This is a genomic window from Paraburkholderia aromaticivorans (assembly GCF_002278075.1).
In the GTDB taxonomy this organism is placed as follows: domain Bacteria; phylum Pseudomonadota; class Gammaproteobacteria; order Burkholderiales; family Burkholderiaceae; genus Paraburkholderia; species Paraburkholderia aromaticivorans.
On record NZ_CP022990.1, the window covers coordinates 1,520,750 to 1,538,313 of the forward strand.

Here is a 17,564-nt window from a genome sequence, read left to right on the forward strand (position 1 = left end):
AGCTTCACGATCTTCCAGACGGAGATCTGGACTTCGGCGCCGGTCTTGTACTTACTGCCGTGTGTCAGGCGCACCGGTCGAACCGGCAGCATAGGTTCGTGCGAGAACGTCCAGCGTCGCCTCGCGCAGCCTGCGCGCGCGTTGGACCGCCGGCGTGGACTTTGCCCATTGCTCCATCGGCACCTCGATGCTGAGCGGCAAATGGTCCGGAAGCGCTCGCAGGATGCCGGCAAGGTCAAGGCCGCCTTCGCCCGGAATCATTCGCTCGCAGCGGGCCTGGAAGAGCAGCGTCTCCAGGTCGGTTGGGCGCGCCGCGGGCGCGTCGCAAAACTGGAGATAGCCAAAGTACTCGCGTGGCAACGCGCCCAGTTCCTCTATCGACGAACCGGCACGGTCGAAGTGAATCGGGTCGATGATGAGGCCAGTATTGCTGCGAGCCGCTGCCTTCACGATACGGGCGCCCTGGGTGATGTCTTTCGCGTTCGTCCACGGCATCGGTTCGAGCGACGGCGACAATCCGAGCGGCTTCGCGAGATCGCAGAGTTGCGCGAGCCGGTCTGCCGTGCGTGCTTCGTCGGGGTCGTTACCCGCCACCAGCACGTAGCTTGCGCCGAGTTCTGCGGCGCTCTCGAGCACCGGCTCGTAGTCGGTCACATTCGTTTCCGGCTTCAGGCGGAGAATCTCGACGTCGAGCACCTTGATACCCGTGTCCCGCAAGCGCGCCAGCGTCTCGCGTCTGAACGGCGTATCCCCGATGATCTCGTGCCGCACTTCCTGATCGGTGGCGGGCAACAGGCGCAGCCCGACGCAGTCATAGCCTGCCTGCGCCGCGCATTCCACCATCTGCGGCGGAGTCAATTCGAGCACGGTCAATGCCGAGAGAGAAATCGCACGAGCGTTGGGCTGTTTCATGCCGGTCCATTCGAGAGCGTGATTAACAAAGCATCACCGTCGCGAGACGGTGCCGATAAATCAGCGTCGAGCCACCCAGGTGGCAATACGGACGGCTTCATGTCACGACCGGCGTCCGTGTCAGGCCGCGCTTTCGACTTCCGCGCGAGTCGGTATCGAAGGCTGCGCGCCGGCGCGCGTCACGGAAATCGACGCCGCGCGCTGTGCGAGATTGATCGCGCCTTCCAGCGGCTGCCGCGCAGCGAGTTGTGCGGCGAAAACACCGATAAAGGTGTCGCCAGCAGCCGTGGTGTCGACCGCTTGCACTTGCGGCGCGGGGAAATGCATACCTTCACCGCCTTCCACCAGAAGATAGGCGCCCTGCGCGCCGAGCGTGACGATCACATTGCGCGCGCCGCCTCGTTGCAACTCCGTTGCCGCGCGCCGCGCACCGCTTTGCGATTCGACCGGCAGGCCGGCCAGAATCGCGGCCTCGACCTCATTCGGCACGAGGTAGTCGACGAGCGGCAGCCACTCCGCCGGCAGCGGCCCCGTTGCCGGCGCCGGGTTCAGCACGGTGATCTTGCCCAGCCTGCGAGCCAGCGCGAGCGTTGCATGAACCGAATCCCACGGCGTCTCGAGCTGGCAAACCACGACATCGCAGGCCTTGATCGCAGCCTCGTGGCGAGCCACGCCCTGCGGCGTGAGTTCGCCGTTACTGCCTGCGACCACGACGATCGTATTCTGACCGTCGTCCGACACCGTCACCATGGCGACGCCGGTCGGCTGGGTCGGATGGACCTCGACCCCGCTGCAGTCGATACCTTCCGCTTCCAGGTCCTTGACCCGTTGCGCGCCGTTCGCGTCGCTTCCGACGCAGCCGACCATGGCCACCTGCGCGCCGATGCGCGCGGCCGCGACAGCCTGATTCCCGCCCTTGCCGCCGGCAACCTGGGAGAACTCGTGCCCGCCAATGGTCTCGCCTGGGCGCGGCAAATGCGGCGCCCGCGCGACGAGATCCGTATTGATGCTGCCCACTACCAGAACGCGGCCCTGCTTCGTTTCTTTCGACACTTTCATTTTCTCCTGTCGACCCGAGTTAGCGCTTTAGCGCTTACTCGGGTCCCATGCACAGCGGTCGACCCGAGTTAGCGCTTTAGCGCTTACTCGGGTCCCACGCAAAGCGGTCACCACCCCTGCACTGAATAACCCAATTATGCGGCGCGACGCCGGCTTCGATAAGTATCCAGCACGACAGCCACGACAATGACAGCTCCCGTAATGATGCGCTTGGTCGGCTCGGTCGCGCCGATCTGAGCGAGCCCCGCGGCCAGCACCGAAATGATCAACACCCCAAAGAACGTGCTCGTCACCGACCCGCGCCCGCCCATCAGACTCGTTCCGCCGATCACCACAGCCGCGATCACCTGCAATTCGATACCCTGCCCGGCATTCGGGTCCGCGGCTTCGAGCCGCGAGATCTGGAACAGCGAAGCAAGACCGGCCAGCAGACCCATCATCGCGAATACGGCTATCTTGTAGGGCCGCGGATTGACGCCCGCAAGGCGCACCGCCTCCTCATTCGTACCGATGCCGACCAGATAGCGGCCGAAGACCGTGCGCGTCAACACGAACTGCGCCGCGACCATCACGGCAATGGCAATGATGAACGCCGGCGAGATGCCGAACGCGATGGGGTTGGAGAGAAAATCGAACGCGTCGCCGATATAGGCCGTGCGCGAGTTGGTCAGCTGATACGCGAGACCACGCGCCGCTTCCAGCACGCCGAGCGACACGATGAACGACGGAATTCGCCAGGCCACCGTTATCGCGCCGGTCACACAGCCTGTCAGCGTCGCACCCGCCATGCCGAGCAAGGCCGCGGGCAACGCCGCCCAATGCCACTGCAAGGCCGCGACGCTCGTGAGCGCCGCGCCGAGCGCCAGCACCGAGCCGACCGACAGGTCGATGCCGGCAATGACCAGTACGAAGGTCATGCCGATCGACATCACGACGAGATCGGGAATCTGATTCGCGATCGTGCTGAACGTGTCGTAGGTGAGGAAGTGCGAACTCAGCAGCGAGAACAGCACGATCATCCCAAGGAGCGCACCGAGCAGTCCGAGGTAGTTCGACACTCCGAGGCGCGCGCCGAGCGGCTTCGCATTTTTTGGCGGTTCGTTCTGCAAGGTAGGCAGGCTGGTTTCCACGGTCATACTCAATGCTCCACAAATTTACTTTCGTCGGGCGCTTTGGCGTCGGGTTCGATCGGCGCGTGCAACAGGTCCTCGCGCTTCGCGTAGCCCGCGAACGCCGCGGCCAGCAGCGCGTCCTGAGTCCAGTTGCCGCGCTCGAACAGGCCGGTCATCCGCCCCGCCGACATCACCCCGATCCGGTCGCAAATCGCCATCAATTCGCGCAGATCGCTCGATACGACCACGAGAGCCCGACCTTCGCGAGCCAGCGCGCCCATCAATGCATAAATATCGAACTTGGCGCCGACGTCGATGCCGCGCGTGGGTTCGTCGAACAGCAGCACCGTGCAGTCGCGCGCGAGCCACCGGCCGATCACCACCTTCTGCTGGTTGCCGCCCGACAGCTCCGACACCGGCTGCGACGGCCCGGCGCTGCGGATGCGCATGGCGTCGATCTGCCGGTGCGCCAATGCCGCCTCGCGACGGCCGTCCACCACGCCCTTGCTCGACACCGCGCGCAGGTGGCCGAGCGAAATATTGGCGGCGATCGGTTGGGTCAGCAACAGTCCCTCGCCTTTGCGATCTTCGGTGATCAGCGCGATGCCGTGGTTCACGGCGTCAGCCGGCGAGGCGATCGCCACGGGCTCGGGCGCGCCACCTTGACGCCCGATCGACACCGTGCCGGCGTCCGCGCGGTCCGCGCCGTAAATGAGCCGCATCAGCTCCGTGCGGCCTGCGCCGATCAGCCCGCTGATGCCGAAAATCTCGCCGGACTTGACCTCGAAGGACACCTCGCGCACCACCGGCTCGCGCGTCATGCCACTGACCTTGAACGCCACCTCGCCGATACGCCGCTCGCCGAGATCGATTCTGTCGCCGATATCGCGCCCCACCATCAGCGTCACGAGACGATCGGTGGTGAGATTGGCCATCTCGTCGACATGCACGAGGCGGCCGTCGCGCAGCACGGCAGCGCGCCGTGCGATTCGTTTCAATTCTTCCAGCCGGTGCGAGATGTACACCAGCGCGACGCCGCGCGCCTTGAGCCGCTCGACCTGTTCGAACAGCAGATCGACTTCGCGAGCGGTCAGCATCGCGGTCGGTTCGTCGAGAATCAGCACGCGGCAGTCGCCGATCAGATTCCGCGCGATCTCGACCATCTGCTGATGCCCGATACCGAGCGTGCCGACCAGCGTGTCGGGATCGATCGCGTCGAGCCCGACTTGCGCCATTGCGTGCCGCGCGTTCTCGCGCAGAGTGGCGCGGTCGATCCAGCCGAACATGCCGCGCCGCGGCAAACGGTTCAGAAAGAGATTTTCCGCCACCGTGAGGGTCGGCAGCAGGTTCAACTCCTGCATGACCATGCGCACGCCGAGCGCCTCGGCGTCCTTGCGGCTCTCCGGCGCATAGGCCGCGCCGCCCAGGGTCATCGAGCCGGTAGTCGGCGTGACGAGGCCGCCTATGATTTTGGACAAGGTGCTCTTGCCCGCGCCGTTTTCACCGGTCAGGGCCAGCACTTCGCCCGCGCGCAATTCCAGCGATACGTCGGCGAGCACGGGCTCGGCGTAGGTCTTGCCAATGCCCTGAACACGCAATACAGGCGGGGCATCGGCAAGGGAGGGAATGGGAGTGGACATCGGAGTGATCGAACTGGACAGAAATCAGTCAGCGTGGCCCCTTGACGGAGCAGGCCACGTGTTGCACCACGCTTACTTGGTGACCAGATCGACAGGCGTTTCGACGACGCCGGACAATTCAGACTGTTTCTTGTGTGCGGAGAGTGCCTTCAAAGCCGTGTCGATACCGAACACGGCCTGTTTGGCGGCGTACTGATTGGCGGTGGCGAGAACACGGCCGTCGGCGAGCATGGGCTTGATCGCGTTGATGTCGTCGTAGCCCACCACCTGCACCTTGCCGGCCTTGCCTGCCGCGCGCACCGCCGACACGGCGCCGATCGCCATGTTGTCGTTGCCGCACAGCAATGCCTTGACGTCCGGGTTCGCGTTGAGGATCTGGCTCGCCACGGCGTTGCCCTTGTCGATTTCCCATTCGCCCGATTGCAGCGAGACGACCTTCATGCCGCCCGACGCCATGGCCTGCTTGAAGCCGGCCGTGCGTTGCTGCGCATTGGTGGTGGTCGAGACGCCTTCGATAATGCCGACGTTGTCGCCCGACTTCAGGTGCTTGGCCAGGTAGTCGCCCACCTTTTGTGCGCCCTTCGCGTTATCCGGCCCGACGAACGGGATATTCAGGTCTTTCGACTTGAGGACGTCCGGGTCCAGCTTGTTGTCGATATTGACCACGATGATGCCGGCGTCGACCGCTTTCTTCAGGACCGGCACCAGCGCCTTGGAGTCGGCCGGCGCGATCACCAGCGCGTCCACCTTCGAGACGATCATCTGCTCGACGATACGAATCTGGTTCGCGGTGTCCGTCTCGTCCTTGATGCCGTTGGTGACCAGGTCGAACTTCGCCGGATTCTGCTTCTGATAATCCTTGGCACCCGTTTCCATGGTCAGGAAGAATTCGTTCGCCAGCGACTTCATGACAAGCGCGACTTTCGGTTTATGGGCGGCCTGGGCGAAGGCCGCCGGCATCGGCAGAATCGACACGGCGAGGAAGGCTGCGCCGGCTGCGATGGCGCGACGCCGCGCGGGGAGGAAATGGCGAATCATGGATGTCTCCGTATCGCTCGTTCGGTCTACTGAGAGCCGTTGAGTCGTGTGATGGTCGGGAACGCCGCACTTGCCGCCACTGGCTGAACCTTCCGGGTCGTCCCGTATGCCGGGCAAGTATGGCCAGCTGCAATCCTATCCTCGCGAAGTGCGTTATGCTATGCCAAATTTCAAAACCTATCGTTTCAAAAATGGAACACGTCGACTGGGACGACCTTCGAATTCTGGTGGCCATCGCCCGTGAGGGAACGATGCGATCGGCCGCGGCGGCCTGCGATCTGAGCGCGCCCACCCTGTCGCGCCGCCTCACCGAGCTGGAAAGACGGCTGGGCGAACCGCTCATCGACCGGGTGCCGTCGGGCTGCACGGTGACTGCGTTCGGCGCCCGGGTGCGGGCCTGGGCGGAGCAGATGGAGGACCTCGCTCATCAGATCGAACGCGCCGCGGACGTGAACGGCGGCGCGGCCGCGCACGGCACGGTGCGGATCAACGCCGTCGAATGGCCGTCGTATATTTTGCTGAAGCTGCTCGGCTCGTTTCAGGACCGACTGCCCGGGCTCGCGATCGAAGTGCTCACTTCGCGCCGTCCCTATAGCCTCGCACGGCGCGAGGCGGACATCGCGCTGTGGTCCGAGTGCCCTGAAGAAGGCGACCTGTACGTTCGGCGGATCGGGCGAATCCGCTTCGGGCTGTTCGGCTCGCGCGACTACTACCTGCGCCACCGGGCGGCGATCGTGAAGAAAGAATGGGACAAGCTGTCGTTCGTCGGTTACGACGACCGGCAGCCCGATCACCCGGCCACGCAGTGGCTAAAAACGCTGCCGGGCGCGCCGGCGCCGTCGCTTCGCAGCAGCTACGGCATGGGCGTATTCGATGGCGTGCTGGGCGGCTCCGGGCTCGGCGTCCTCGCCCAGTTGGCCGGCGACACGACGAGCGACCTCGTCTGCGTGGAGAAGCATATCAAGGCGCTCGATCAGGACGTGTGGATGGTGCTCCATCCGGCTTTGCGCGACAGCGAGCGGATCCGGACCGTGGCGAACCTGATTGCCGAGATCTTCCGCTAGCGTCTCGATGAACGCTACCGTATCGGTCGATCGCGCCCGACCTGCGCAAAACTGATCGCGACTGCGCCTCGGGAAGCGGCGCGGCGTGGCTCGAAATCCGTCGCATGATGGCCGGATCGGGTCAGCAAGCCGTAGAGTTCCGGGCGACGGGCCATCAGCCATTGCTGCCCGGCGCTTTCATCGATCAAGCCCATCTCCAGATCGGCGGCAATGAGCGCGTCCGCCGCACGGCTCGCGGCAAGCACGCGGCCGTATGGATCGACGATCATCCCCGCCCCGCCCGACCGTTCGCGGCCGTCGGTTTCCCCGCCTTCGCTGGAGACGACGAACATGCCGTTGTCGGCTGCGCGCGCCGGCAGCCAGCATCGCAGCGACTGTTCCATCGGCACCGGCTGCGTCGAGCGATCGCCGCCACGCTTCACGCCGGCGCTGCGATGCGGGGCGAGCAGCAGCGTCGCGCCCATGAGCGCCGTCATACGCGCGTTCTCGACCAGACTATTGTCGTCGCCGATCAGAATGCCGACGCGAACGCCCCACGCCGTATCGAAGACGGTGAACCGGTCGCCGTTGCTGATCCGCCGATGCCCGAACGCATGCAGCTTGCGGTGGCAATGCCGCGCCCCGTCGGGCAGGCAAACGGCGTAGCTGTTGAACAAGCGTCCGCCTGCGGCTCGCTCGACAAAGCCGACGCCAGCCGCCACGCCAAGGCGTTCGACTGCGTCGGCAACCGCGCTGATCGACGGTCCGTCAAGCGGTTCGGCGAGCGCATCGAGATCGGCGCGATGAAGCTTCGCCATGCTGCCGTGGCTATCGAGACACACCTCCGGAAATAACGCGAGCGCGATATCGTCCCGAGCGGCAAGCGCCAGCCCGTCCACAATGCGCGCGACGTCGTGGGGCGGGTCGCCGGGCCGTGAAACGAGCGGAATGGCCGCAACCCGAAGCGATGCAACAGCGGAACAAGACATTTTCACGACCGTGACGGACACAACGATCCCATTGGACCGCCGCGGCTTCGATAAGTAAAATGAAAAATTCTATGCGTTCAATCACTTGGTGGAATGGAACTCAAATTATTGCGCGCCTTTCTGACCGTCACCGAACTCCGGCATTTCGGTCATGCGGCGGAGGCGCTTTGCGTCAGCCAGCCCGCGCTGAGCAAGCAGATCGTGGCACTGGAAGCGAGCCTTGGCGCGCGGCTGTTCGAGCGCGGCCGGCACGGCGCGGAACTGACGGTATTCGGCGAAGCGTTTCTTGCCGACGCCGAAGCGCTGGTCCGTGACGCGGACAATATCCTTGCGCGTGCCCGCGAAGCGAGCAGTGGAACGCGCGGCTATCTGCGCGTCGGTCTCGGACTCTCGACCCTGACCGAGGCGCCGCAACTGATTGCCCGATTCCGCAAGCTGCATCCCGCTGTCAGCGTCACGCTCAACGATCTTTCTTCGGCGGAACAAAGCCGGCGGCTTCTCACCGGCAAGCTCGACATCGGGTTCCTGCGCTTGCCGGCTGACGCCGGCCTGTCCACGTTGCCGATTCTCGACGAGGCACTGGCATTGGCGATACCGCAGCACGCGCGCTGGAAACGCGTTCCGTCGAATCTGAAGGAATTGAACGAGCTCGGGTTCATTGCGCTGTCACGCGGACGCGGCCCGGGACTGGCAGCGCAAATCGATCACTGGTGCGGTGAACATGGCTTCGTGCCCAAAGTGATCCAGCAAGCCGACGACATTCAGACCGTGCTGGCCGGCGTGGCGGCGGGTGTCGGCGCGGCGTTCCTGCCCTCGCGGGCGCAATACCTGTTGCGCGACGCAAGGGTGCTGCCGCTGCGCGACGCCGCCGGCCGGTGGCGAGTCGGACTGGCGTGGCATGCCACACGTGACGATCCGGCGGTGGCCCGATTCGTCGCATTCGTTCGCGCGGCGAAGAAATCCCTGCGCGCGAACTCCACCCACCAGCGCGATCCCAACTCATAGTCCTACCCGCGCACTGGATGCGCCAGAAGCCTCCGTGATCGTTCAACGAAGGCCGCCGATGGCGCTGCGTCAACGCATCGCGTTCGTGCGGCCCTCGGCGTTGGTCGCCACGGCAATCTCGTCGAGGTTCTGCGGGTAGGGAAAATTCAGGCCAAGCAGCTGACGCATCGTCGGGCTCGCTCGCTTGACGAAGTCTTCGCCCACCATCGCGCGCAGGTCTTCCATCGGCTTCACGAACTTCGGCAGGTACTGGATCAGCACGGCGCTGCGGTCCTGCGCGCTGCGATTGGGCATCGCGCAATGCCACGTCGCGCCGAAGAACACGACGGCGTCGCCCGGCTCGGCCGTCATGCGTTGGCAGCGCTCGAAGAACCGGTCGCCGTCAGCCGGATAGCGCAGTTCGTGCTGGGTGTGCGGCACGAAGGCCGTCGCGCCTGTCTCGGCCGTAAAGGGATCGAGCGGAATCGTCACCTGCGCATTGAGCGGAAACGACGTGTTGATGCCAAGCGGAAACGTGTCCGGCATGTGGTAGTCCCAGTACGGGTAATCGATGTGCGGTTCCTGGCCGGGCCCGCCGGGCAGAATACGGTTGGCCGCGATCGAGCCCATGATGAAGTCGTCGCCGAGAAAGCGCCGCATCGCCTCGACGATCACAGGCTGCTCCGACATCTCGGAGAATACGTCGCCCTTGGCGAGCAGATTCCACACGCGCCGCTGCAGGTGAAGCCGCTGCTCCTGCGCCGCCTGTCCCTGGAAATGCGTGACGGTTTGCGCGCGGTCTTCCGAATGGGCCATCACCACGCGGCGTGCTTCGGCAACCTGGCTCTCGCTGAACAACCCGCGCAGGCAGATCGCGCCGGGGCCGCGCGTCAGTGCCTCGACCACCACGGCCGGTGTGGCGTCGTCTGGTTCGATCCTGTCCACGACTGTCTCCTGTGAGCCGCGCCGCGTTTGCGTTGCGGCTGCGTTTGACGTCAAGCATAGAAGACGATCCGGCGGTTCTGCAAGAATAATTGCCAAATAAATAATAATGGAATTTATTTTCCATTTTCGATGACGCACCGCGCCCGGTCCACGACCGCGCGGCGCGCCGTCCACGGCTGCCGGCGTTGCCTTTCCGAACCTACGTATATCCGACACAACCGGCCGAAATTCACGGATGATGAAGCCCACTGCCTCCCTGCCGCACAACAATACGAGCGCCTCACGCTCGTCCGTTTCAGGAGATACGCATGTCCCGCACCGTAGTCGAGAAACGCGCCGCCTTCAAGGCATTGCACAGCTCCGGTTGTTTCGTCCTGCCCAATCCATGGGATGCCGGCAGCGCGCGCTATCTGCAAACCCTCGGCTTCCAGGCGCTCGCCACGACCAGTTCCGGCTTCGCATGGTCAACCGGTCACGCCGACAACACATTGCCGCGCGAGGCCATCCTCGTGCACTTGCGCGAGATGGTCGAAGCAACGGATCTGCCGGTCAACGCGGACTTCGAGAACGGCTTCGGCCGCGATCCGGCCGAAGTCGCTGAAAGCGTCAGGCTGGCCGTCGACACCGGCGTTGCCGGCCTGTCGATCGAAGACTCCACCGGCGAGGCCGACGCGCCGCTGTTTTCGATCGATGTCGCCGTCGAGCGGATCGCCGCGGCGCGCCGCGCCATCGACGCGACCGGCGGCGAGACGCTGTTGATCGGCCGGGCGGAGAACTTCCTCGCCGGCGCACCCGATCTCGACGATACGATCGCGCGCCTCAAGGCCTATGCCGCGGCCGGCGCCGACTGCCTGTATGCGCCAGGCATTCAGACGCGCGAGCAGATCGAAGCGGTGGTCGCCGCCGTGGCGCCGAAGCCCGTCAACCTGCTGATCGGTTCGACATCGGCATTCACGCTCAAGGACGTGGCCGCGCTCGGCGTACGGCGCATCAGCGTCGGCGGCGCATTGGCGCGGGCGGCATGGGGCGGGTTCATGCAGGCCGCGCAGTCGCTCGTCCAGGGACGCTTCGACGGCTTTGCCGGCGCGGCTTCCGGCTCGCAACTCAACGATCTGTTCCGGGACCGCACGTAACAGCACGGCGACGCATCGACCGGCTGCCGGTGCGAACCGGGCCGCCCGGCGCAGCCATGGTTCGCTGACGCACGTACGCTCAAGGCAAGGACATGAGAAACTGATGACTAGCGCGCATCCGGCCGGTCGATGCGCGCAGTTCAGGCATGTCAGCCATGGCACCACGTTCTCTTACTGCAGCTGCAGCACTACTCGCCTCGAGCGTCGGCTTCTACCCGACGGCCTCGCACGCGTACACGCTTGACGCGCAATTCGACTGTCAGTCGCGCCCCCACGATTTCATCGGGCAGCTCATCGACGACAAGTACATCGAACCCAATCCCATGCGGGTCGACACGAATTCGGTCAACGCGTTCAAGCCGGTACATGGCAGCGATATGACAGCCTTCGGGTTTCGCGTCTATGCCGTGCTCGGTTACGAACCGGACGACGGCATGTTCAAGAAAGGCCGCGGCGAGGCCCTCGCCGGTCCGCTGTACGGCGCCGTGCTATCCGGACCGAGCGAGTCGGTCCAGGCGCGCGTGCTCGCGGCCGGGAGCACCGCCAAGGTGCATATGGTCATTCCGTTCCTGCTGACCGCGGTGATCTGCACGCGTTGACGTGCGATGCCCGGGCGGCGTGGTGCTATGCTTTTCGCTCCTCTTCGCCCATGTCGCCCTGGACTTCACGCCGATGCCTTCGTCTGTGCGCAACTCGCTCGTCTGGATCTTCGACGCGTTCGAGCGCGATTCGACCTACCTCAGCAAGCGGATGTTCGGCAGCGACGCCGCTTATATCGACGGACTCTTATGTCTCGTCGCCGCCGATGGCGACGCGCCCTGGAACGGCCTGCTGGTGTGCACATCGCAGGAGCGCCATGCCGCGCTCATCGATGAAATGCCTGCTCTGCGGCCGCATCCGGTGCTCGGCAAGTGGCTCTATGTGCCGCAGGACGATCCGGCGTTCGAGACCGTCGCGCAAAGGCTGACGACGCTCGTGCTCGCACGCGATCCGCGCGTGGGCGTCGAGCCGAAGCCGCGCAGGCGGAGCAAGACATCGACTCTGCCGAAGGCGTAGGACAGCGCGTCCAGCCGCTCGATACTGCCCGATCGACCTAGCCGACTCCCCATACGATATGCATACCGAAATAAATATCGGCCGAAGCGGGGGCGGGATGAGCGCCGTGATTCACCGGTAGCGAATTTCGACCCGGCGCGGCAAATCCAGCGCAAGGTTGGCGCGAACGTCACGCCAGCCGTACCGTGGCAGAATCAACGGCACCGCAGCATTTGATCCGGAGGTTTGTCATGGGCAACAAGACGCGCGTCGAACGCCAGACCAGCGCAGCCGACGGGCCGGACGCCGCACCGAACATCCCCGGCCAGATCGTGCTGGTTTTCCAGGGGGGCGGCGCCCTCGGCGCCTACCAGGCGGGGGTGTATCAGGCACTTCATGACGGCAAAGTCGAACCTCACTGGGTCATCGGCACGTCGATCGGCGCGGTCAACGGCGCGATCATCGCGGGCAATCCGCCCGAGAACCGCATGGCCCGGTTGACGCAGTTCTGGAACGGCGTGGCATGTCATGGCGTCGAGGCGGCAAACTGGTTGCCCGGACTCGCGACCTGGCTGCGCGACTTCGCTACGGTCACTCAAGGTGTGCCGTCGTTTTTCACCCCGCAGTGGCAGAGCTGGGCGGGCATTCAGACCCGTGTTCGCCCCGATCGAGCGGCGTTCTATTCGACGGGACCACTGCGCGAAACATTGTCCTCGCTAATCGACTTCGACTATCTGAATCAGAAGACGACGCGGCTCACCGTCGGCACAGTCAATGTCCGCAGTGGCCGCATGCGGTACTTCACCAATCGCGACGCGCAACTGGACGTCGACCACGTGATGGCCTCCGCCGCTTTTCCACCCGGCTTCCCGGCGGTGCGGCTGGAAGGCGAATCGTACTGGGACGGCGGCATCTATTCGAACACGCCGCTCGAAGCCGTGCTCGACGACCGGCCGCGACGCGACTCGGTGATTTTTTCGGTGCAGTTGTGGCCATCTAGCGGTCCCGAGCCCGAATCGATCCTGCAAGTCATGAGCCGGCAACGCGACATTCAGTATTCGAGCCGCGCGGAGAGCCATCTCGATCGGCAGAAGCAGATTCACCGCCTTCGTCACGTGATTCGTGAACTCGGCCAGCACCTGCCCAAAGAGAAACGCGACGCGCCGGAGGTGCGGGAACTGCTCGACTGGGGCTGCGGCACGACGATGCAAGTGCTGGAACTCGATGCACCGGCATTCGATAACGACGACCTGAACCGCGACATCGATTTTTCGTCGGCGGGGATCAAGCGGCGCTGGCTCGCGGGCTATGAGGACACGGCCCGCCTGCTCAAGCGCGCGCCCTGGCGCGAAACCCTGGACCCGATGGAAGGCATCTCGGTCTATCGCATGGCCTCGGCGGACAGCCGGGAATAAACCGCATCAGCGCCGCAGGTCGCCGCGCGGCCGCGGCATCAGGATTGCCCGGGCGCCCGCCGCGCAATCCATTTGTACCTCGCACGCAAGACTGTTTGTCCATGGCGGGTGTTCGAAATCGGCGCCGATGCGCCTAGATTTCATACCCATCGGAGCCGCTGGCCCGATCAGCATTTGATCCCAAGTTACCTATCTGGAGATTCAGCCATGAGCAACTCACAAAAGGTCATCGTCGTTACGGGTGCATCACAAGGCATTGGCGCCGAACTGGTCAACGCGTTTCGCAAGCTCGACTACCGGGTCGTCGCAACCGCGCGTTCGGTCAAGCCTTCGGACGATCCCAACCTCTTGACCGTGGCAGGCGATATCGCCGAGCGGGCCACCGCGCAACGCGTGATTTCCGAAGCCATTGCCCGTTTTGGCCGCATCGACACGCTCGTCAACAATGCCGGCATTTTCGTCGCCAAGCCCTTCACCCAATACACGGCCGAAGACTACGCCGCCGTCACCGCCGTGAACCTCGCCGGCTTCTTCCATATCACGCAGCTCGCCATTGCCGAGATGGAAAAAAATGCGAGCGGTCACGTGGTCAGCATCACGACGAGCCTGACCGACCACGCCATCGACGGCGTGCCCTCGGTGCTGGCCTCGCTGACCAAGGGCGGCCTGAACTCGGCCACGAAGTCGCTTGCAATCGAATACGCAAAGAAGGGCATTCGCGCAAACGCCGTTTCGCCGGGCATCATCAAGTCGCCGATGCATCCGCAAGAGACCCATGCCGCGCTCGGCGCGCTGCACCCGGTCGGACACATGGGTGAAATGAGCGATATCGTGGGCGCGGTGTTGTACCTGGATTCGGCGCCGTTCGTGACAGGTGAAATCCTGCACGTCGACGGCGGCCAGAGCGCAGGCCACTGATCACGCCAGGGGCGTCGCCGGGCGGCGCCCTTCAAGTCAACCGAGGACAACGGAGCACGACATGCCTATCGTCACGATTCAGGTCACCCGCGAGGGTTCCAAACCCGGCAACGATGCCGTCACGGCCGACGAAAAAGCCCAACTCATCGCAGGAGTCAGCCAGTTGCTGCTGGACGTGCTGCACAAGCCGCTCGCATCGACCTTCGTCGTCATCGAGGAAGTGGACACCGGGAATTGGGGCTGGGGCGGCTTGCCGGTTCTAGCGTATCGCAAGCAGCTCGAGCAGAAGCCGGGTTGAGCGTCGGCGCGTGCATCGCGCAACCCTCTAGTCGTTTTCAGGCAGTTTCAATCGGCCCGTCGACCGCGGGCCGATCGCGGGCCGATTACTGCGCGAACTGCCGCAACCGCTCGATGCTCTCCTTCAGTTCGCGCTCCAACTGGGCCACCAGTTCGGCGGCGGGCAACGACCTCGCCAGAGCGGCCGCCTGGCCGGCCCACTGCGCGCCGTAGCCGAACTCCCCTTGCGCTTTCGCCGCGGCGTGAAGCGCCTTGCCCGCATCGTAGGCGATGGGGTACGCGGGCGGCTTCGGTGAGCGCGCGTCGGCGCCGAGCGCAGTAAAGCTGTTCACCATGCTCCTCGCCATCCGCCCGGAAATCGCCGCCGTGAAAGTGGTGCGGCGAGCCGCCTCTCCCAGCATCGCGCGACGATAGCCCTCGTCGATCGCGCTTTCCGGACACGCAACGAAGGCCGTGCCGAGCTGCGCGGCTTGAGCGCCGAGCGCGAGCGCCGCAGCGATACCGGCACCGTCCATGATGCCGCCGGAAGCGATCACCGGCAGCCGGCATCGACTGGCCAGCAAACGGGTGAGCGCGAATGTGCCGAGCCCGTCGTCAAACGCGGCGGGATCGAAGACACCGCGATGCCCGCCGGCCTCGATGCCCTGCGCCACGATCGCATCGACGCCCGCCGCCTCGACCTGCACCGCCTCTTCCAGCCGGGTCGCGCTGGCAAGCAGCCTGATGCCCGCCTTCTTCAATTCGGCGATGACATCGGCGCAAGGCAAGCCGAAGTGAAAACTGACGATCGCCGGTTTCTCCTCGAGAAAAACCGCCAGCATGGCCGGGTCCGCGAGAAAGCTCGTGTAGATCTCCGAGAGCTTTGCCGGCGGCATCGCGCCATACTTTTCGAAATGCGGCGCGAGCCAGTTCAACCATTGCTGCTCGAGCGCCGCGTCCGCTTGCGCCGGCTGATGGCAGAAGACGTTGATATTGAACGGCCTGGCCGTCAATGCGCGGGTCTCCCGGATCACCTTGCGCGCGCCTTCAGCGTTCATCGCTCCCACGCCCAGCGAACCGAGGCCGCCCGCGTTGGAAACAGCCGCGGCCATCGCCGGCGTGCTGACGCCGGCCATCGGCGCCTGAATGATCGGCTTGTCGATGCCCAGCAGGTGCAGCAAGGCACGGTGGTCTGTCTGGTCGGTCATGTCGCTTCCTCATCGAGTCTCACTACAATATAGTCCTGATAATCCATATGAACCTTCGTTCCGCACCGAACGCGAGCGCACCGCCGCTACGTTCAGGTTGCGGTCGTTCCGGGCGGCCTTCTGCCAGGACAAGAAAGCACGATCAGGCAAGTTGCCGAGAGACCATGCAGCGTCAATTTGAAGACGTCCTTCTGGGCAGTATCGAACTGTTCTGTCTCGCGGCCGAACTGGAGAGTTTCACCGAGGCCGCAAACGCCGCGAGCGTCACACCGGCCGCCGTCAGTCGCACGGTCGCGCGTCTGGAGGAACGCCTCGGCGTGCGATTGTTCGTGCGGACCACCCGGCAGATCCGCCTGACGGATGCGGGACGACGCTATTTCGAACAATGCCGGCAGGCGCTCGCGCAACTTGCCGAAGCCGAACGCGAAGCGACCGGGCAGCAGACGGCGCCCATCGGCGTGCTGCGAATCAGCATGCCGACGCCGTATGGCCACTACCGCGTGCTTCCGTTGCTGGCCGAGTTTCGTCAGCGCTATCCGGGCGTCACGGTCGAAACGCACCTGAGCAACCGCAACATCGACTTTGGCGAAGAAGGCTTCGACCTGGCCATTCGCGGCAGCGCGCCGGGCGACTCCGGACTGATCGCGCGCAAGATCGAGGACGCGGAACTGGTCGTCGTTGCTTCGCCGGCCTATCTCCGAGGCACCGCCAGACTGAAAACGCCCGACGATCTGATTCACCACGACTGCATCCAGTTCGCGTTGCCGAGCACCGGCCGCAACATTCCGTGGCTGTTCAAGCATGAGGACCAGGTGGTCGAGACGATGACGCGCGGCGCCTACACGTCCTCAGGCGACGTGCTTGCCGGCGCCACGCTCGCGCGCCACGGGGCGGGCGTTTTTCAAACCTATCGTTTTATCGTCGAAAAGGACCTTGCCGAGGGCTCGCTCAAGGAGTTGCTCGTTGCCTATGGCGGTTGTTCGCGGCCGTTCGTTCTGCTCTATCCGCATGCACGACATCTGTCGTCACGCGTGCGCAGTTTCGTCGACTTCCTGATGGAAAGGCTGGGGTCCTAGGCGCGCACAGGCTCGCTCGGTAGGGGCGAAGCCGATCAACATGGCCGCGCCGCGTTCGGCGGCGGCGCCGAGCTCCGGCCGGTCGAAGCTGGATTCGATTCCCGACACACGCGCTTGCGGGTCACTGACCCAGACCTCGTGGTTTCTCGCTATCAAAATTCGCATGCGATTAAATCGTATGCGCTTGACAAGGCAGAACTTCTCGACCATTATTCGACGCATGCGATTACATCGCATGCGACTTAAAGCGGTTCGACACTCTCTGCTACCCAAGGAATCCATCATGACCCAGATCGAAACTGTCCTCTCCACCGGCAAAACCCATACGAAAGTCAATGGCCGTGGCGGCCACGTCGACCTCCAGCTCTCGTCGTCCGCCGGCCCTGCCGACGACCTCGCGTTCACCGCCGTCCTGGCACATCCGACTGCGGAGCAGTTGTTCGCGGGCGCATGGTCGTCCTGCTACATCCTGGCGATCGGCCTCGTGGCGCAGGAAAAAAAGGTGAAGCTTCCGGCCGATCTCGCCGTCGATGTCGAGGTGGATCTGGGCATGACCGGCAGCGCCTACTTCCTGCAGGCCCGCTTCAACGTCAGCGTGCCGGGCGTGGCGCGCGAGCTCGCCGAAGCCATCGCGCACGAAGCGCATGAAGTCTGCCCGTATTCGAAAGCCACGCGGGGCAACATCGACGTCGTCGTCAACGTGGCTTGATCCTGGTCGTCCACTCAATCGCATTCGGGGCGCGATCCGGCAAGGCGCGCGCCTCTCACCGTCCCTCTTTTA

The 17,564-nt window shown here is 64.5% G+C and carries 18 protein-coding genes; 10 read left to right on the plus strand and 8 right to left on the minus strand.

What is annotated here, in order from left to right:
- Positions 1-51: 51 nt before the first annotated feature.
- From CJU94_RS26520 to CJU94_RS26540, 5 genes are all read right to left on the minus strand, one after another.
- Positions 52-912: a sugar phosphate isomerase/epimerase family protein gene (locus CJU94_RS26520; RefSeq protein WP_095421602.1), complete on the minus strand. Its 861-nt coding sequence runs from the start codon at positions 910-912 to the stop codon at positions 52-54.
- Positions 913-1,032: 120 nt separating this feature from the next.
- Positions 1,033-1,971, minus strand: a complete 939-nt coding sequence (gene rbsK / locus CJU94_RS26525) for a ribokinase (RefSeq protein WP_095421603.1) — start codon at positions 1,969-1,971, stop codon at positions 1,033-1,035.
- A gap of 134 nt (positions 1,972-2,105) precedes the next feature.
- On the minus strand, positions 2,106-3,107 hold the full coding sequence (locus CJU94_RS26530) for an ABC transporter permease (protein ID WP_095421604.1): 1,002 nt from the start codon (positions 3,105-3,107) through the stop codon (positions 2,106-2,108).
- Positions 3,108-3,109: 2 nt separating this feature from the next.
- Positions 3,110-4,723, minus strand: coding sequence for a sugar ABC transporter ATP-binding protein (locus CJU94_RS26535; protein ID WP_095421605.1), 1,614 nt, complete (start codon positions 4,721-4,723; stop codon positions 3,110-3,112).
- Positions 4,724-4,795: 72 nt separating this feature from the next.
- Entirely contained in the window at positions 4,796-5,761 is a 966-nt protein-coding gene (locus CJU94_RS26540) for a sugar ABC transporter substrate-binding protein (protein WP_095421606.1), read from the minus strand.
- 191 nt (positions 5,762-5,952) lie between these two features.
- On the opposite strand from CJU94_RS26540, the gene CJU94_RS26545 reads away from it, so the two are divergent.
- Positions 5,953-6,825 (plus strand): LysR family transcriptional regulator, encoded by an 873-nt coding sequence (locus tag CJU94_RS26545; protein ID WP_095421607.1) that lies wholly within the window; start codon positions 5,953-5,955, stop codon positions 6,823-6,825.
- A 14-nt stretch (positions 6,826-6,839) separates the two neighbouring features.
- Here CJU94_RS26545 and CJU94_RS26550 read toward each other — a convergent pair whose 3' ends face one another.
- Positions 6,840-7,793 (minus strand): nitrilase-related carbon-nitrogen hydrolase, encoded by a 954-nt coding sequence (locus tag CJU94_RS26550; RefSeq protein ID WP_095422807.1) that lies wholly within the window; start codon positions 7,791-7,793, stop codon positions 6,840-6,842.
- A 93-nt stretch (positions 7,794-7,886) separates the two neighbouring features.
- On the opposite strand from CJU94_RS26550, the gene CJU94_RS26555 reads away from it, so the two are divergent.
- Complete coding sequence (locus CJU94_RS26555; RefSeq protein WP_095421608.1) at positions 7,887-8,798, plus strand: LysR family transcriptional regulator; 912 nt, start codon at positions 7,887-7,889, stop codon at positions 8,796-8,798.
- Positions 8,799-8,867: 69 nt separating this feature from the next.
- Here the strand turns inward: CJU94_RS26555 and CJU94_RS26560 are convergent, their stop codons facing one another.
- A complete protein-coding gene (locus CJU94_RS26560) occupies positions 8,868-9,722 on the minus strand; it encodes a phytanoyl-CoA dioxygenase family protein (RefSeq protein WP_095421609.1) in 855 nt (284 codons plus the stop codon).
- Positions 9,723-10,030: 308 nt separating this feature from the next.
- On the opposite strand from CJU94_RS26560, the gene CJU94_RS26565 reads away from it, so the two are divergent.
- From CJU94_RS26565 to CJU94_RS26590, 6 genes are all read left to right on the plus strand, one after another.
- Positions 10,031-10,855 carry an isocitrate lyase/PEP mutase family protein gene (locus tag CJU94_RS26565; RefSeq protein ID WP_095421610.1) on the plus strand — a complete coding sequence of 275 codons (825 nt, stop codon included), beginning with the start codon at positions 10,031-10,033 and terminating at the stop codon, positions 10,853-10,855.
- 155 nt (positions 10,856-11,010) lie between these two features.
- Positions 11,011-11,454, plus strand: coding sequence for a hypothetical protein (locus CJU94_RS26570; RefSeq protein WP_095421611.1), 444 nt, complete (start codon positions 11,011-11,013; stop codon positions 11,452-11,454).
- 73 nt (positions 11,455-11,527) lie between these two features.
- On the plus strand, positions 11,528-11,911 hold the full coding sequence (locus CJU94_RS26575) for a hypothetical protein (RefSeq protein WP_095422808.1): 384 nt from the start codon (positions 11,528-11,530) through the stop codon (positions 11,909-11,911).
- A 230-nt stretch (positions 11,912-12,141) separates the two neighbouring features.
- Complete coding sequence (locus CJU94_RS26580) at positions 12,142-13,305, plus strand: patatin-like phospholipase family protein (protein ID WP_095421612.1); 1,164 nt, start codon at positions 12,142-12,144, stop codon at positions 13,303-13,305.
- 207 nt (positions 13,306-13,512) lie between these two features.
- Complete coding sequence (locus CJU94_RS26585) at positions 13,513-14,223, plus strand: SDR family NAD(P)-dependent oxidoreductase (protein ID WP_095421613.1); 711 nt, start codon at positions 13,513-13,515, stop codon at positions 14,221-14,223.
- Between the two features lie 61 nt (positions 14,224-14,284).
- Entirely contained in the window at positions 14,285-14,521 is a 237-nt protein-coding gene (locus CJU94_RS26590; RefSeq protein WP_095421614.1) for a tautomerase family protein, read from the plus strand.
- An 85-nt stretch (positions 14,522-14,606) separates the two neighbouring features.
- On the opposite strand, the gene CJU94_RS26595 is transcribed toward CJU94_RS26590, so the two are convergent.
- Positions 14,607-15,707 carry an NAD(P)H-dependent flavin oxidoreductase gene (locus tag CJU94_RS26595; RefSeq protein ID WP_095421615.1) on the minus strand — a complete coding sequence of 367 codons (1,101 nt, stop codon included), beginning with the start codon at positions 15,705-15,707 and terminating at the stop codon, positions 14,607-14,609.
- A gap of 164 nt (positions 15,708-15,871) precedes the next feature.
- Between CJU94_RS26595 and CJU94_RS26600 the strand changes: the two genes are divergently transcribed.
- Positions 15,872-16,783: a LysR family transcriptional regulator gene (locus CJU94_RS26600; protein WP_095421616.1), complete on the plus strand. Its 912-nt coding sequence runs from the start codon at positions 15,872-15,874 to the stop codon at positions 16,781-16,783.
- A 283-nt stretch (positions 16,784-17,066) separates the two neighbouring features.
- Positions 17,067-17,492: an Ohr family peroxiredoxin gene (locus CJU94_RS26605; protein WP_095421617.1), complete on the plus strand. Its 426-nt coding sequence runs from the start codon at positions 17,067-17,069 to the stop codon at positions 17,490-17,492.
- The last annotated feature ends 72 nt before the right edge of the window (positions 17,493-17,564 follow it).

Bases quoted from the DNA above. Each gene is read 5' to 3' on its own strand.
- CJU94_RS26520 (WP_095421602.1), bottom strand. From the start codon at position 912: ATGAAACAGCCCAACGCTCGTGCGATTTCTCTCTCGGCATTGACCGTG.
- rbsK (WP_095421603.1), bottom strand. From the start codon at position 1,971: ATGAAAGTGTCGAAAGAAACGAAGCAGGGCCGCGTTCTGGTAGTGGGC.
- CJU94_RS26530 (WP_095421604.1), bottom strand. From the start codon at position 3,107: ATGACCGTGGAAACCAGCCTGCCTACCTTGCAGAACGAACCGCCAAAA.
- CJU94_RS26535 (WP_095421605.1), bottom strand. From the start codon at position 4,723: ATGTCCACTCCCATTCCCTCCCTTGCCGATGCCCCGCCTGTATTGCGT.
- CJU94_RS26540 (WP_095421606.1), bottom strand. From the start codon at position 5,761: ATGATTCGCCATTTCCTCCCCGCGCGGCGTCGCGCCATCGCAGCCGGC.
- CJU94_RS26545 (WP_095421607.1), top strand. From the start codon at position 5,953: ATGGAACACGTCGACTGGGACGACCTTCGAATTCTGGTGGCCATCGCC.
- CJU94_RS26550 (WP_095422807.1), bottom strand. From the start codon at position 7,793: ATGTCTTGTTCCGCTGTTGCATCGCTTCGGGTTGCGGCCATTCCGCTC.
- CJU94_RS26555 (WP_095421608.1), top strand. From the start codon at position 7,887: ATGGAACTCAAATTATTGCGCGCCTTTCTGACCGTCACCGAACTCCGG.
- CJU94_RS26565 (WP_095421610.1), top strand. From the start codon at position 10,031: ATGTCCCGCACCGTAGTCGAGAAACGCGCCGCCTTCAAGGCATTGCAC.
- CJU94_RS26570 (WP_095421611.1), top strand. From the start codon at position 11,011: ATGGCACCACGTTCTCTTACTGCAGCTGCAGCACTACTCGCCTCGAGC.
- CJU94_RS26575 (WP_095422808.1), top strand. From the start codon at position 11,528: ATGCCTTCGTCTGTGCGCAACTCGCTCGTCTGGATCTTCGACGCGTTC.
- CJU94_RS26580 (WP_095421612.1), top strand. From the start codon at position 12,142: ATGGGCAACAAGACGCGCGTCGAACGCCAGACCAGCGCAGCCGACGGG.
- CJU94_RS26585 (WP_095421613.1), top strand. From the start codon at position 13,513: ATGAGCAACTCACAAAAGGTCATCGTCGTTACGGGTGCATCACAAGGC.
- CJU94_RS26590 (WP_095421614.1), top strand. From the start codon at position 14,285: ATGCCTATCGTCACGATTCAGGTCACCCGCGAGGGTTCCAAACCCGGC.
- CJU94_RS26595 (WP_095421615.1), bottom strand. From the start codon at position 15,707: ATGACCGACCAGACAGACCACCGTGCCTTGCTGCACCTGCTGGGCATC.
- CJU94_RS26600 (WP_095421616.1), top strand. From the start codon at position 15,872: ATGCAGCGTCAATTTGAAGACGTCCTTCTGGGCAGTATCGAACTGTTC.
- CJU94_RS26605 (WP_095421617.1), top strand. From the start codon at position 17,067: ATGACCCAGATCGAAACTGTCCTCTCCACCGGCAAAACCCATACGAAA.